9 protein-coding genes are annotated in these 14361 nt (G+C 61.3%); 5 read left to right on the top strand and 4 right to left on the bottom strand.

What is annotated here, in order from left to right; all coding sequences use genetic code 11:
• Positions 1 to 8: 8 nt before the first annotated feature.
• Positions 9 to 1931: an acetyl-CoA hydrolase/transferase C-terminal domain-containing protein gene (locus BW33_RS02015; RefSeq protein ID WP_047596761.1), complete on the top strand. Its 1923-nt coding sequence runs from the start codon at positions 9 to 11 to the stop codon at positions 1929 to 1931.
• Positions 1932 to 2063: 132 nt separating this feature from the next.
• Here BW33_RS02015 and BW33_RS02010 read toward each other — a convergent pair whose 3' ends face one another.
• The gene (locus BW33_RS02010; RefSeq protein ID WP_047596759.1) at positions 2064 to 2636 is read right to left on the bottom strand and encodes a xanthine phosphoribosyltransferase; all 573 of its coding nucleotides are present in this window, start codon (positions 2634 to 2636) and stop codon (positions 2064 to 2066) included.
• A 55-nt stretch (positions 2637 to 2691) separates the two neighbouring features.
• On the bottom strand, positions 2692 to 4701 hold the full coding sequence (gene rep / locus BW33_RS02005; protein WP_047596756.1) for a DNA helicase Rep: 2010 nt from the start codon (positions 4699 to 4701) through the stop codon (positions 2692 to 2694).
• A 254-nt stretch (positions 4702 to 4955) separates the two neighbouring features.
• On the opposite strand from rep, the gene BW33_RS02000 reads away from it, so the two are divergent.
• Positions 4956 to 6626 carry a putative bifunctional diguanylate cyclase/phosphodiesterase gene (locus BW33_RS02000; RefSeq protein ID WP_047596755.1) on the top strand — a complete coding sequence of 557 codons (1671 nt, stop codon included), beginning with the start codon at positions 4956 to 4958 and terminating at the stop codon, positions 6624 to 6626.
• 78 nt (positions 6627 to 6704) lie between these two features.
• Here BW33_RS02000 and BW33_RS01995 read toward each other — a convergent pair whose 3' ends face one another.
• The gene (locus tag BW33_RS01995) at positions 6705 to 8105 is read right to left on the bottom strand and encodes a NorM family multidrug efflux MATE transporter (RefSeq protein ID WP_177327451.1); all 1401 of its coding nucleotides are present in this window, start codon (positions 8103 to 8105) and stop codon (positions 6705 to 6707) included.
• A gap of 153 nt (positions 8106 to 8258) precedes the next feature.
• Here BW33_RS01995 and BW33_RS01990 point away from each other — a divergent pair, with 153 nt between their 5' ends.
• From BW33_RS01990 to BW33_RS01980, 3 genes are all read left to right on the top strand, one after another.
• Complete coding sequence (locus BW33_RS01990) at positions 8259 to 9179, top strand: LysR substrate-binding domain-containing protein (protein ID WP_047596753.1); 921 nt, start codon at positions 8259 to 8261, stop codon at positions 9177 to 9179.
• 184 nt (positions 9180 to 9363) lie between these two features.
• The gene (locus tag BW33_RS01985; protein WP_047596751.1) at positions 9364 to 11340 is read left to right on the top strand and encodes a methyl-accepting chemotaxis protein; all 1977 of its coding nucleotides are present in this window, start codon (positions 9364 to 9366) and stop codon (positions 11338 to 11340) included.
• Positions 11341 to 11559: 219 nt separating this feature from the next.
• Positions 11560 to 12774, top strand: a complete 1215-nt coding sequence (locus BW33_RS01980) for an aldose 1-epimerase family protein (protein ID WP_047596749.1) — start codon at positions 11560 to 11562, stop codon at positions 12772 to 12774.
• On the opposite strand, the gene BW33_RS01975 is transcribed toward BW33_RS01980, so the two are convergent.
• Positions 12771 to 14264, bottom strand: a complete 1494-nt coding sequence (locus BW33_RS01975) for a YifB family Mg chelatase-like AAA ATPase (protein ID WP_047596747.1) — start codon at positions 14262 to 14264, stop codon at positions 12771 to 12773. The genes BW33_RS01980 and BW33_RS01975 overlap by 4 nt on opposite strands.
• Between the last annotated feature and the right edge of the window lie 97 nt (positions 14265 to 14361).

Below are 14361 nucleotides of genomic sequence, written 5' to 3'. Positions count from 1 at the left end.
GGCTTCAGATGGTGCAGTTGTGTTCGATCGAACAGGCAGTGGACGAGGTGCTCGCACGCCTGCCGGCGCATATCCACATGGGCATGCCGCTGGGGCTGGGCAAGCCGAATCACTTCGTCAACGCGCTGTACCGGCGGATCAAGGGCTTGCCCGAGCGACAACTGACGATGTACACCGCGCTGTGCCTGGGGCGGCCGACGCTGGGCGACGGTCTGCAGAAACGCTTTATCGAACCCTTCGTCGAGCGCGTCTTCGGTGATTACCCCGAATTCGATTTCCTCGCCGATCTGCAGGGTGACAGCCTGCCCGCCAACATCCGTATCGAACAGTTCTTCATGCAGCCCGGCAGCCTGCTCAACAGCGCGCCTGCCCAGCAGGATTACGTCAGCAGCAACTACAGCCACGCCGCCCGTGATATCAATGCCGCCGGCCTCAATCTGGTGGCGCAATTGCTCGCCAGCAGCAGCGAACATCCTGATCGCCTGAGCCTGAGCTGCAACCCGGACATCACCCTCGACCTGTTGCCGATGATCGCCAGGCGCCGCGATGCGGGGGAGACCATCCTGCTGGTCGGTCAGGTGCACACCGATCTGCCGTACATGCCCGGCGATGCCGAAGTCGATATCGACACCTTCGACCTGCTGATCGATGCGAAGGACAGCAGCACGCTGTTTTCCACGCCGAACATGCCGGTGGGCTTTCAGGATCATTTCATCGGCCTGCACGCCAGCACCCTGGTGCGCGACGGCGGTACGTTGCAGATCGGCATCGGCTCGATGGGCGATGCACTGACTGCCGCACTGCTGGCGCGGCAGGCAGATAACGCCGGTTACCAAGCGTTGCTCAATGACATAAACCTCAGCCAGTGGGCGCAACTGATCGAGCGCGAGGGCGGTACCGCACCATTCGCCAAGGGCCTGTATGGCTGCAGCGAAATGTTCGTCAACGGCTTGCTGGTGCTGGCTGATGCCGGAATCATCCGGCGCAAGGTCTACCCCGACGTGCACACTCAGGAGCAGGCCAACGCCGGCACCCTCGATGAAGCGGCGCAGACCGATGGCATCTCGGTGCACGGCGGCTTCTTCCTCGGCCCGCGCAGTTTCTACGAGCGCCTGCATGAGTTGCCGCAGAGCAAGCGCCTCGAGTTCAACATGACCCGCATCAGCTACATCAACGAGCTGTACGGGCAGGAAGAGCTCAAGCGCTTGCAGCGCCTCGATGCGCGGTTCATCAACACCGTGTTCACCATGACGCTGATGGGCGCGGGTGTGGCCGATCAACTGGAAGACGGGCGGGTGCTCAGCGGTGTCGGCGGGCAATACAACTTCGTCGCCCAAGGCCATGCGCTGCACGATGCGCGCTCGATTCTGATCCTGCGCAGCTGGCGCGAGTCCGGCGGCGAGGTCAGCTCGAACATCGTCTGGGAGTACGGCCATTGCACGATTCCACGGCACCTGCGCGACATCGTGGTCACCGAGTACGGTATCGCCGATCTGCGCGGCAAGTCGGATGCGGTGGTGATCGAGTCGTTGCTGAACATCAGCGATTCACGCTTTCAACCGGGGCTGATCGAGCAGGCACAGAAGGTCGGCAAACTGCCGAAGGACTTCCGCCTCGATCCACGTTTTGCCGACAACACCCCGCAACGTTTGCAGGCGATTGCGGCGAAGCATCCGAACCTGTTTCCGGAATATCCGCTGGGCTGTGATTTCACCGCGATCGAGCGGGATCTGCTGCGGGCGCTGAACTGGCTGAAGAGCAAGTTCAAGCTCAGCGAGATATTGGAGCTGGGCAAGGCCGCGCTGGATGCGCCGGAGGCTTCGACGTTCCCCGAACATCTTGAACGTATGCAACTGACCAACCCGCAAGGCCTGAAAGAAGACCTGTTCCAGCGTCTGCTGCTCACCGGCCTCAAAGCCACCGCGCAGTAACCGCCCACCGCAAAACCCACTGTGGGAGCGAGCCTGCTCGCGAATGCTTAGGGTCAGTCAACCAAGATGTCGACTGACCCTAAGCATTCGCGAGCAGGCTCGCTCCCACAGGGGTATTGCGGTGCTGCTGGTTTATTCGATGAAGGTGACGACGCCATCCTTCAGCGATTTCACGCGAGCCAGCGATTCAACGCGGTAGCCCTGCGAATCCAGCTCGGCACGGCCGCCCTGGAACGACTTCTCGATCACGATCCCGAGGCCAGCCACGGTGGCGCCAGCCTGCTTGATGATCGAGATCAGCGCCTGCGAGGCCTTACCGTTGGCCAGGAAGTCGTCGATGATCAGCACGCGGTCGCTGCTGGTCAGGTGCCGTGGAGAGATGGCCACGGTACTTTCGGTCTGCTTGGTGAACGAGTAAACGGTCGCCGACAGCAGGTTTTCCGTCAGGGTCAGGGACTGGTGCTTGCGGGCGAAGATCACCGGCACGCCCAGGTTCAGACCGGTCATGATCGCCGGGGCAATGCCCGAGGCTTCGATGGTGACGATCTTGGTGATGCCCGAGTCCTTGAACAGCGTGGCGAATTCGTCGCCGATCAGCTTCATCAGGGCCGGGTCGATCTGGTGGTTCAGAAAGGCGTCGACTTTCAGGACCTGGTCGGAAAGCACGATGCCTTGTTCGCGGATTTTCTGCTGCAATGCTTCCATGAAGCTGTCCTCGTTCAGCGCTTGTGCGCCCTAAGCTTTAAAAAAGTGGTCAATTCTAGCGCTTTAACATCGCGCGTATATCAGCCAATGCGCTATTGCCGCGCACGGCTTTGACTTCGGTCGGTGTGTCGTCGTTGCCTTCCCACGCCAGATCATCCGGCGGCAGCTCATCGAGGAAGCGGCTTGGCGCGCAGTCGATGATCTCGCCGTACTGTTTGCGCTTGGCGGCGAAGGTGAACGCCAGGGTCTGACGGGCGCGGGTGATGCCCACGTAGGCCAGACGGCGTTCCTCCTCGATGGTGTCGGCTTCGATGCTGGAGCGGTGCGGGAGGATTTCCTCTTCCATGCCCATGATGAACACGTAAGGGAATTCCAGGCCCTTGGACGCATGCAGGGTCATCATCTGCACGCCTTCGGCGCCGTCCTCTTCTTCCTGCTGACGTTCGAGCATGTCGCGCAGGACCAGTTTGCCGATGGCATCCTCGACGGTCATCTCGCCGTCTTCATCTTTTTCCAGGGTGTTCTTCAAGGCCTCGATCAGGAACCAGACGTTGCTCATCCGGTAGTCCGCAGCCTTGTCGCTGGAACTGTTGGTGCGCAGCCAGTTCTCGTAGTCGATGTCCATGACCATGCTGCGCAGGGCCGAGATCGGATCTTCGCCGGCACACTGCTCGCGCACCTTGTCCATGAAGCGCTTGAAGCGCGACAGGCGATCGGTGAAGCGGCTGTCCAGATGCTCGCCCAGACCGATTTCATCGGTGGCGGCGTACATCGAGATCTTGCGTTCGGTGGCGTAGTTGCCGAGTTTTTCCAGGGTGGTCGAGCCGATTTCCCGGCGCGGCACGTTGATCACTCGCAGGAAGGCGTTGTCGTCGTCCGGGTTCACGATCAGACGGAAGTAGGCCATCAGGTCCTTCACTTCCTGGCGGCCGAAGAAGCTGTTGCCGCCGCTCAGGCGGTACGGCACCTGGTGGTGCTGCAACTTCAGTTCGATCAGCTTGGCCTGGTAGTTGCCGCGATAGAGGATCGCGAAATCACTGTACGGGCGATCGGTGCGCAAGTGCAGGCTGAGGATTTCCATGGCCACGCGCTCGGCTTCGGCGTCCTCGTTGCGGCAGCGGATCACGCGGATCTCGTCACCGTGGCCCATCTCACTCCACAGCTGTTTTTTGAATTCGTGCGGGTTGTTCGAGATCAGCACGTTGGCGCAGCGCAGGATGCGGCTGGTGGAGCGATAGTTCTGCTCGAGCATCACCACTTTCAGCGACGGATAATCGTCCTTGAGCAGCATCAGGTTTTCCGGCCGCGCGCCACGCCAGGCGTAGATCGACTGGTCGTCGTCGCCCACCACGGTGAACTGATTGCGCTTGCCGATCAGCATCTTCACCAGCAGGTACTGGCTGGCGTTGGTGTCCTGGTATTCGTCCACCAGCAGGTAGCGCACCTTGTTCTGCCACTTTTCGAGAATGTCGGCGTGCTCTTCGAAGAGCTTTACCGGCAGCAGGATCAGGTCGTCGAAGTCCACCGCGTTGAACGCCTTGAGCGTGCGCTGATAGTGGGTGTAGACGATGGCGGCAGTCTGTTCTTTCGGATTGCGCGCGTTTTCCAGCGCCTGGGCCGGCAGGATCAGGTCGTTTTTCCAGGCGCCGATCATGTTTTTGATCTCGTCGACGCCATCATCGCCCGCGTATTCCTTCTGCATGATGTCGGTCATCAGGGCTTTGACGTCGGTCTCGTCGAAGATCGAGAAACCAGGTTTGTAGCCCAGCCGCGCATGCTCCTTGCGGATGATGTTCAGGCCCAGGTTGTGGAAGGTGCAGACCGTCAGGCCGCGGCCTTCGCCGGCACGCAGCAGGGTGCCGACCCGCTCCTTCATCTCGCGCGCGGCCTTGTTGGTAAAGGTCATGGCGACGATGTACTGGGCGCGGATGCCGCAGTTCTGGATCAGGTGCGCGATCTTGCGGGTGATCACGCTGGTCTTGCCGGAGCCAGCGCCGGCGAGCACCAATAGAGGGCCGCCGACGTAGTTCACGGCTTCTTGCTGCCGGGGATTGAGTCGGGACATACGAAAATTCGGGAGTCGTTGACGAAATGGGCCGGCATTTTAACAGGCTCAGCGATTTGTGCTGCTCTGTCCGACTTGTGACGTACCACGCGATTCAAATTTGCCGGTTTTGTTACTTTCGCGGAGGATGCATGGTGATTTTGCGGCTAATGTTCTCATTCGTGACACAAAATAACGCTCTGATAATCGTTGTCATTGAACATCGCAACGGCATAATGCCCCGCCCACATCATTGCAGAGTCTAGGGAGCTAGCTTGTCTACGCCTGTCGAACCCTTGCGTTTGCTGCTACTGGCCGAAGAGCCAGCGTGGACAGCGTTATTGCGCGAGTGTCTGGCTCCGATGGGGAGCGCGGCGGTACTGATCAGCGCGCCGAGCTGGGAGTCGGTCAGCAGTCTGTTCGAAGACAATCGCCACGCAGTGTTGTTGACCGTTCCCGCGCTGCAGCCGGCCCCGGGTCGTTGCAGCCTGCCGACGGTGTTGTTGCTGGATCACGAACCGGTCACCGCGCCCGTTGGCGTCAGCGACTGGCTGGTGTTCGACGCCCTCGACGCCGACATGCTGCGCCGCTGCCTGCGCCATGTGCGTGAACGCGGCGTCCTCGAAAACACCCTGCAACGCCTCGCTGAACAGGATCCGCTGACCGGCATCGCCAACCGCCAGGGCTTCCAGACCCTGCTCGCGGCGCGCCTGGCGGAAAACGACGGGCGCGGTCTGGCCCTCGGGCACCTCGATCTCGACAACTTCCGCCACGCCAACGATGCCCTCGGTCATCAGGCCGGCGATCGCTTGATCCTGCAAGTCGTTGCGCGGCTGAAAAGCCAGCTGGAGGCCGGTGATCAATTGGCGCGCCTCGGTAGCGACGAATTTGCCCTGCTGATCGACACCCGTCGCGCGCCGCAACGCGCCGAGTGGATGGCTGAACGCATTACCGAAGCCCTCGCTGAACCGTATTGGGTCGATGGCGAAAGCCTGTTGATCGGCTCCAGCCTCGGCATCGCCCATGCCCGCGCTCAAGGTGGCGCCGACCCGCTGATGTGGCATGCGCACATTGCCATGCAGCAGGCCAAGAGCACGCAGGGCTGCACCTTCCATATCTTCAACGAACGCATCAACCGCAACGCACGGAGCATGGCCGACCTCGAAAGCGAGCTGCGTCGGGCCTTGCGCCGCGACGAGCTGGAGCTGCACTACCAGCCACGGCTGAATCTTGCAGACGGGCAGATCGTCGGCCTCGAAGCCTTGGTGCGCTGGCGCCATGGCGAACGTGGTCTGCTGCCGCCGAGCGAATTCGTGCCGCTGGCCGAGCAGAGCGGGCTGATCGTGCCGTTGGGCTACTGGGTGATCTCCCGCGCCCTGCGTGACATGCAGGCGCTGCGCGAGCACGGGCTGCCGGCGCTGCACATGGCGATCAACCTGTCATTCCGCCAGTTTCAGGACAGCCAGTTGTTACCGACACTCAGCCGCCTGATTGCCGAGCGTGGGGTCGAGGCGCAATGGCTGGAATTTGAACTCACCGAAACCGCCGTCATGCGCCGCAGCGATCTGGTCAAGCAGACCATGGACGCCCTCGGCCGCCTCGGCGTGCGCTTCTCGCTGGATGACTTTGGCACCGGTTTCTCGTCGTTCGTGCACCTCAACAGCCTGCCGATCACCTTGCTGAAGATCGACAAAAGCTTTGTCGGCGGCATGGAGCAGCGCGAAGAGAACCGCAAACTGGTGCACGCGATGATCAACCTTGCGCACAACCTGCACCTTGAAGTGGTGGCCGAGGGCGTGGAGACCCCGGAGCAACTGGATCTGCTGCGCGGGTTTGGCTGTGATCAGGTGCAGGGGTATCTGATCAGCCGGCCGTTGCCATTGGCGGAACTGGTGGACTACCTGACCTTCGGCGCCAGCCAGCAAAGTCTGGTTGAGGCCATTTAAAAGATCGCAGCCTGCGGCAGCTCCTGCAGGAAAACGCATTCCAATGTAGGAGCTGCCGCAGGCTGCGATCTTTTGATCTTAATCCGCGCGAACGGCCGCGAATCTCTGTGAATCCGGCTCCAGCCGAATCATCCGCTTCATCTTCCACTCGAACGCCAGGGTCAAACTCACCGCTGCACACGCCAGCCCCAGCGCCAGCCCCCACCAGACGCCGGTCGGCCCCCAGTTCAAATGGAACGCCATCCACCACGCCGCCGGTGCGCCAATCAACCAATAACAAGCGAGGCCGACCAGAAACGTGGTTTTCGCATCCTTGAGCCCGCGGATGCAGCCCATGGCGATCGTCTGCGTGCCGTCAAACAATTCGAACCACGCCGCCACTGCCAACAGGCTCACCGCCAGCCGAATCACCTCGGCGAAGGCCGGATCATTGTGATCGAGGAACAGCCCGACCAGTTGATTCGGCAACAGCCAGAACACCATCGCAAAACCCAGCATCACCACCGCACCGAATACGATGCCGACTCTGCCGGACATCCGCGCATCGTTCAGTTGCCCGGCGCCGTAATGTTGGCCGACGCGCATGGTGATCGCGTAGGACATCCCCGCCGGCACCATGAACGCCACCGAAACGATCTGCAGGGCGATCTGGTGTGCGCCCAGTTGCGTGCTCCCCATGGTGCCCATGCACAGCGCCGCGAAGGCAAACAGGCCGACTTCCACGGCGTAGGTGCCGCCAATCGGCAGGCCGAGGCGCCACAATTCTTTCAGATACTGACGATTTGGCCGCGACAGGCCGGCGCGCAACGGGTAAGCGTCGTAGGCCGGATGCTGGCGGATGTGCCAGGCCAGCGCCAGCGCCATGCAGTTGGCAACGATTGCCGTGACCAGGCCGATGCCGGTCAACCCCAGTTTTGGCAGGCCGAACATGCCGGTAATCAACGCGTAGTTGAGCAGGAAGTTGGCCACGGTGCCGCCGAGGCTGATGACCATCACCGGGGTCGCCCGGCCGATCGCACTGGTAAAGCCGCGCAGGGCCATGAAGCTCAGATAGCCGGGCAGGGCGAAGGGCAGGGCGATGAGGAATTGCCCGGCGGCATGCACGTTGGTTTCGGTCTGGCCGAACAGCAGCAACACCGGTTTCAGATTCCACAACAGCAGCCCGGCGCCCAGCGCCATGAGCCACGCCAGCCACAACCCGGCTTGGGTCAGGCGTGCCGCGCCGATGATATCGCCGGCACCCTGACGGATCGCCACTAGCGTGCCGACCGCGGCGATCACGCCGATGCAGAAAATCGACACGAACGAATAACTCGCCGCGCCCAGTCCGCCACCGGCCAAGGCCTCGGGACTGAGGCGCGCCATCATCAGGGTGTCGGTCAGCACCATCAGCATGTGCGCCAACTGCGAAGCGATCAGCGGCCCGGCCAGCCGCAGGATGGCCCAGAGTTCGGTACGCACAGGATGCTGCATGGTCATCACCACCCATCAATCAGAGGGAACAAGAGAGCGTCGATTCTCGGCGCTTGGAAAGGTTTGCACAAAAGGATAAAAAGGATGGGTGGCATGATTAAAACTCATCATGAGAAGAACTCGCCGGGTTGGCCGGATGCCGCTAAAGGAGCTTTGTGTATGTCCCGTCGTCTTCCTCCCTTGTATGCCCTGCGCGCATTCGAAGCGGCCGCGCGGCACAGCTCGTTCACCCGGGCGGCCGAGGAATTGTCGATCACCCAGAGTGCAGTCAGCCGGCACATCAAGACGCTGGAGGAGCATTTCGCCTGCAAACTGTTTCACCGCAGCGGACGCAACCTGCAACTCACGGAGTCGGCGCGGCTGCTGTTGCCGGGGATTCGCGACGGTTTTGCTGCCCTTGAACGCGCCTGCAACACCTTGCGCGCCGAAGACGACATCCTGCGCATGAAAGCGCCGTCGACCCTGACCATGCGCTGGCTGTTGGCGCGGCTCAGTCGCTTCCGCCATCTGCAACCAGGCAATGAGGTGCAACTGACCAGTGCCTGGATGGATGTGGATTCGGTGGACTTCAACAACGAACCCTTCGACTGTGCCGTGCTGCTCAGTGACGGGCATTTTCCACCGGACTGGGAAGCCAGCCTGTTGTTTCCAGAAGAACTGATACCGGTGGGCGCGCCCAATCTGCTGAATGATCAGCCTTGGGACGTGGCGCGCCTGGCCAGCACCGAGCTGTTGCACCCGACCCCGGATCGGCGCGACTGGCGCAGTTGGCTGGAGCACATGGGCTTGTCCGATCAGGTGTCGCTCAAGGGTGGGCAGGTGTTCGATACTCTCGAACTGGGCATGATTGCCGCCGCCCGAGGTTACGGGGTGTCGATGGGTGATTTGCTGATGGTTGCCGAAGATGTCGCGCAAGGAAGACTGAGCCTGCCATGGCCGACCGCAGTCGCCAGCGGACTGAATTATTACCTGGTGTGGCCAAAAACCCGTCCGGGAGGTGAACGTTTGCGCCGTCTCAGCGACTTCCTGCAAGGCGAAGTGCGCGCCATGGCGTTGCCGGTGGTCAAGCGCTTGAGCTGAAACGTTCGAGTCCGCACAATGCCGGCCTTGTGCCATAACCCTGTTGTCCGCTCAAGTATTCGGATCTACCGCCGAATACGTGCTTGTGGAACCGTCGTGCCGGTTACCACGATTCACCCCCACTATTAGAAAATTATCCGAGCAGCGATCAAGGAGGATCGAAACGTTCGGCCAGGAGCTGTTCATGTCTCAACCTCGCGCTCGGATCGCCTCGCAGCTGGGCCTCGCGCTCGCCGTGATACTGGCGATTGTCATCAGCGGCAGTACTGTCTTTGCTCTGCGTTCGCTGGATACCGCCAACCTCGCCACCCGTGAAGAACACCTCGCCAGTGAAGCGCGGCTGCTGGCCGACCAGTTGAGCACCTTCCACGGCACGCTGCGTGAAAGCACCCAGCGCCTGAGCGGGCTGTTCGAAAAGCGCTTCAGCGCCGGCCTGAGCATTCACCCGGATGCACCGGTGAACGTCGCCGGCACCCAGACCCCGGGCCTGCACCTGGGCAGCGAAGTGCTGAACAACAACTTCAAGGAAGTCGACGAGTTCAAGCAGATGACCGCCGGTGTCGCCACGCTGTTCGTGCGCAGCGGTGAAGACTTCGTGCGGGTCAGCACCTCGTTGACCAAGCAGGACGGCAGTCGCGCTATCGGCACCTTGCTCGATCATGCGCACCCGGCTTATGCGAAATTGATGGCGGGGCAAGGCTACGTCGGCCGCGCGTTGCTGTTTGATCGTTCCTACATGACCCAATACACCCCGGTGCGCGATGGCAGCGGCAAGGTGATTGCGGTGCTGTTCGTCGGCTTCGATTACACCGATGCGCAGAACGCCCAGTTCGACAACCTCAAGCGCTTCCGCATCGGCCAGACCGGTTCGCTGGCGCTGCTGGATGAGCAGAACAAATGGCTGGTGGCCCCGGCGGGCGTCCAGGCCTTGGATCAGGCGGTTACGATAATTGGCGGTCTGGCCAAGACCCCTGGCAAAGGTCAGTTCTGGGGCGACAAGAACGAAGATTTCTACAGTGTTTCGGTACCGTTCGACGGTGGGCCGTGGGCGGTGGTGGCGAGCATGCCGAAAGCCGAGATTCGCGCGGTGACCTGGAGTGTCGGGACGCAACTGGCCATCGGCAGTCTGCTGGCGATGCTGCTGGCGGTGGGTTCGGTGGTGTGGTTGCTGCGCAGTAAACTGGCGCCGCTGAGTGATCTGGTACGTCAGGCTGAAGCGCTGGGCGCGGGTGATCTGAGCGTGCGTCTGAACGTTTCGAGCAACGACGAGATCGGCCAGTTGTCCCGTGCGTTCAACCAGATGAGTCAGGCACTGTCGACCATGGTCGAGCACATCCGTCGCGCCTCCGAAGAGGTCAACAGCCGCGCCCAGGCATTGTCCGGTTTGTCCGGTGGTGCCTACGAAGGCATGGAGCAGCAGTCCGGCGAAATCACCAGCATGGCCGGCGCGGTGGAAGAGTTCAGCGCAACCTCGCTGAACATCGCCGACAACATGGGGGCCACCCAGCGTCTGGCCCAGGAAAACGCCCAGCAGACCCAGATCGGGCGCAGCTCGATGCAAGAGGCGTCGTCCTCGCTGGAGCAAATCGCTGGCGCGCTGAACACCACGGCCACCGTGATCAACACCCTTGGCCAGCGTTCCCAGGAAATCGGCGGCATTGTCAGCGTGATCACCTCGATTGCCGAACAGACCAACCTGCTGGCACTCAACGCGGCCATCGAAGCGGCCCGCGCCGGTGAACAGGGTCGTGGCTTCGCCGTGGTGGCCGATGAGGTACGCAACCTGGCGTCGCGCACCCGTCAGGCCACTGATGAAATCTCCGGGATGATTCACAGCATCCAGCAGGAAACCGGCAACGCCATCAGCACCATGGAACAGGGCAACCTGCTGATGCAGGAAGGCCTGTCGCGCAACGCCAATGTGGCGTCGGCGCTGGCGCGGATCGATGAACAGAGCCGTTCTGCGGGTCAGCAGTTTGCAGCGATCACCACCGCGACGCAGGAACAGAGCAGCACGGCGACGTTGCTCAGCAGCAATCTGCAGAGCATTGCGCTGGCCAACAGCGAGCAGCGTGAGGTTGTGTCGAACCTGGCTGTTACCGCCAAGGAGCTTGAGAAACTGGCTGCGGATTTGCGTTCCGAGGTTGATCGCTTCCGTTGATGTACAGCTGAAATCGCTATCGCGAGCAGGCTCACTCCTACAGGTATATCGGTTGGTCGCAATGTTTGTGATCACTGAAGATCTCTGTAGGAGTGAGCCTGCTCGCGATCGCATCTCTGCCAATCCAGGGTAAAACACTCGAGCTCTTGCTCTTTCATACTTGCTGAAACGTTTCCGCAGCGCTATAAAAATGGCACAACTCCAATAAAGGCTGCTGCCATGACCCCGCTCAAACTCGCCGTTGCCCTCGGCGCACTCTCTGCTGCTTCCCACGCCATGGCCTGGGATTACGTACTCCTCGATGCCAACAAGCCCGCGCAAAACTGGAGCATAACCAGTGAGCAGCTCGGGGTGAAAACCGCCAAACCCTTTTCCGTCAGCCTGCGCACCTTGCACGGTGGGCGACAGGAAGGTGTCAGCATCGTCGATATCGATAACGGCACGATGAAACTCTCGGTGGTGCCGACCCGTGGCATGAATGTCTTGCAAGCGTCGGTCGGTAACGTGCGCATGGGATGGGATTCGCCGGTCAAGGAAGTGGTCAACCCGGCCTTCATCGAACTCAATGGGCGCGGTGGTCTGGGCTGGCTTGAAGGCTTCAACGAGCTGGTGACCCGTTGCGGTTACGAATGGGTCGGCCATCCCGGCATGGACAATGGCGAGTTGCTGACCCTGCACGGCCGCGCCGCCAACATTCCGGCCAGCACTGTCACGCTGCACATCGATGAAAAACCACCCTACGCCATCAGTCTGCGCGGCGAGCTGAAAGAGCAGGCGTTCAAGAAAGTCGACTTCTCGGTTGTGACCGAACTGGTTACCGAGCCCGGCACTGCGCATTTCGCCCTCAACGATACGCTGACCAACAATGGCGATTATCCGAAAGAATACCAGGCGCTGTATCACAGTAACTTCAGCACGCCGTTCCTTGAGCAGGGCGCACGGTTCGCGGCGCCGGTGAAACAGGTCTCGCCCTTCAACGACAAGGCCAAAGCCGAGTTGGCGGACTGGCAGACTTATCGCGGTCCAACCAAGGACTACGACGAAACGGTCTACAACGTCGTGCCCTATGCCGATGCCAAAGGCGAAACCCTGACGGTCTTGCACAACAAGGCTGGCAGCCTCGGTGTCTCTGTTGGCTTCAATACGCAGCAGTTGCCAGTGTTTTCCCTGTGGAAAAACACCGACACCCAAGGGCAGGGCTATGTCACGGGCCTTGAGCCGGGCACCAGTTTTTCCTACAACCGCCGCTATCAACGTCCGCTGAATCTGGTCCCGAGCATTGCGCCAAAGGCCAGTCAACAATTTCAGATCAGCTACAGCCTGCTGGCAGATAAAGGCGCAGTGGATAATGCGTTGAAGCGCGTGAGCGAAATTCAGGCCGGGCGTGAAACTGAAGTACGGCAGACGCCGTTGGTTGATCTGACCGAGCATTAAGGCGTCGCCGGACGATACTGCAGCGCCTCGGCCAGATGCTCACGGCTGATTGCATCGACTTGCTCAAGGTCTGCCAGGGTTCTGGCGACCTTGAGCAAACGATGGGCTGAGCGTAGTGACAAGGTCAGCCGTTCACAGGCTGACTCCAGCCATTTCTCATCGGCTGTGGATAACTGGCAGTGCCGCTTCAGGCCTGGCAGATCGAGGAACGCATTGGCACAACGCTGACGCTTTTGCTGGCGTTCCCGCGCCTCGGCCACCACGGCTGCCGCACTGGCGCTATCCTCGCCAGGCTTCACTGCCGGATTCAATGCCGTCGCTTCCCGCGCCACCGTCAGGTGCAGATCGATCCGATCCAGCAACGGCCCCGATAGCTTGTTGCGGTAACGCTGCACCATGTCCGGCGTGCATGAACACTTGCCGCTCGGCTCGCCAAGATATCCACAGGGACACGGATTCATCGCCGCCACCAACTGGAAGCGCGCCGGAAAACGCACGCGATCCTTGGCTCGGGCAATCACGATATACCCGGATTCCAGCGGCTCGCGCAGCACCTCCAGCACCTTGCGATCAAACTCCGGCAGCTCGTCGAGAAACAGCACACCGTGGTGGGCGAGGGTGATCTCGCCGGGTTGTGGTTTCGAGCTGCCACCGACCAGCGCCGGCCCCGATGCAGAATGGTGCGGTTGACGGAATGGACGCTGCGGCCAATGGGTCAGCGGCACACCGCTGGCGACCGATTGAATCGCCGCGACTTCCAGCGCCTCGCATTCGGAAAGCGGTGGCAGCAGTCCCGGCAAGCGACTTGCCAACAAGGTCTTGCCCGTCCCCGGTGGCCCACTGAACAACAGGTTGTGCGCGCCCGCCGCCGCAATCAGCAGCGCTCGTTTCGCGGCTATCTGACCTTGCACCTCATTGAGGTCGGGATAAGGTTTCGCCGCATGGATAAGCCCGTTCGATACATAAGGCTCGACCGGCGTATGCCCGTTGAAATGCGCCACTGCTTCCAGCAGATGATCCACCGCAAACACCTTCAATCCCGAGGCCAGGCACGCTTCTTCGGCATTCGCCCGCGGCACCACCAGTGCCCGCCCGGCCTTGCGCGCCGCCAGCGCCGCCGGCAACACCCCGCGTACCGGCCGCACAGCGCCGGACAACGCCAATTCACCAAGGCATTCCACATCATCCAGCGTCAGACACGGTACCTGCACACTCGCCGACAGAATCCCCAAGGCAATCGCCAGATCAAAGCGCCCGCCGTCCTTGGGCAAGTCCGCCGGCGCCAGATTCAACGTTATGCGCCGCGCCGGAAACTGCAGCCCGGAATTGATGATCGCGCTGCGCACCCGGTCCTTGCTCTCCTTCACCGCCGCCTCGGGCAGCCCGACCATGGTCAGCGACGGCAGACCGTTGGCCAGATGAACTTCGACGGTGACGGCGGGAGCATCCACGCCTATCTGGGCGCGACTGTGGACGATGGAGAGGGACATGGTCGTTCCTTGAACTGAATCGGGAGCCGCTTCCTGCGGGTTTTTGAAGGGTAGTTGGGGAAGGTCGATCAGGCGGAGGCGAACTTTCACCGGATGT

The organism is Pseudomonas sp. RIT288 (assembly GCF_000631985.1).
Classification (GTDB): Bacteria; Pseudomonadota; Gammaproteobacteria; order Pseudomonadales; family Pseudomonadaceae; genus Aquipseudomonas.
The sequence above is the reverse complement of the archived record's forward strand: the minus strand, read 5'-3'. Positions and strand labels throughout refer to the sequence as shown.